The 631-nt window shown below is 73.2% G+C and carries 1 protein-coding gene; it reads right to left on the reverse strand.

All coding sequences use genetic code 11. The features are described 5' to 3' along the window. The coding region (locus tag KUM32_RS42295) for an alpha/beta fold hydrolase (RefSeq protein ID WP_217146896.1) at positions 1 to 528 on the reverse strand (528 nt) is incomplete at its 3' end. Between the last annotated feature and the right edge of the window lie 103 nt (positions 529 to 631).

A 631-nucleotide genomic window follows, 5' to 3' on the forward strand; every position in this document is an offset into this window, starting at 1 on the left:
GCGGAAGAGGCGGGTGACGCCCGGCACCGCGAGCAGCGCGGTGGGCAGCGCCGTGCGCTGGGGCGGCACCTCGGGCAGCGCGGGCGAGACGAGGGTGACCGTGCGCACCAGGTCGGGCCGCGCGGCGGCGACCCGGGTGGCGACCGCGCCGCCCATCGAGTTGCCGAACAGGTGCACCGGACCGCGCCCGCCCGCCTCGATGAGGCGGACCACGGCCCGGGCATGGCTCGCCAGCGAATACGTACCGTCCTCGGGCGGCGGCGAGAAACCGAACCCGGGCAGGTCCACGGCCTCGCCGTCCACCACGTCCGTCAACTGGGCCATCAGCAGCGACCAGTTGTCGGAGGAGCCGCCGAGGCCGTGCACGAACAGGGCCGGCGGCAGGTCCGCGCGGTCGGGCGCCCGGGAGCGGACCGCCAGCGTGTACCCGGCCAGCCGCACCTCGCGCAGCCGCTCTCCGGGACGGGCCGGCTCGCCCGGCACCGACGCGGGCACACTGCACGGCCTTGGCGAGTCGGTGGAAGACATGGAGCAATGTTACGAGACGATCACGTGGCACGTTCGTGTGTTCGCCATCACGGGTACGAACGACCACGTCATCCGCCATTTCCCTGACTTCTCCTTACGCCTC

Source organism: Streptomyces sp. AC627_RSS907 (genome assembly GCF_019049165.1).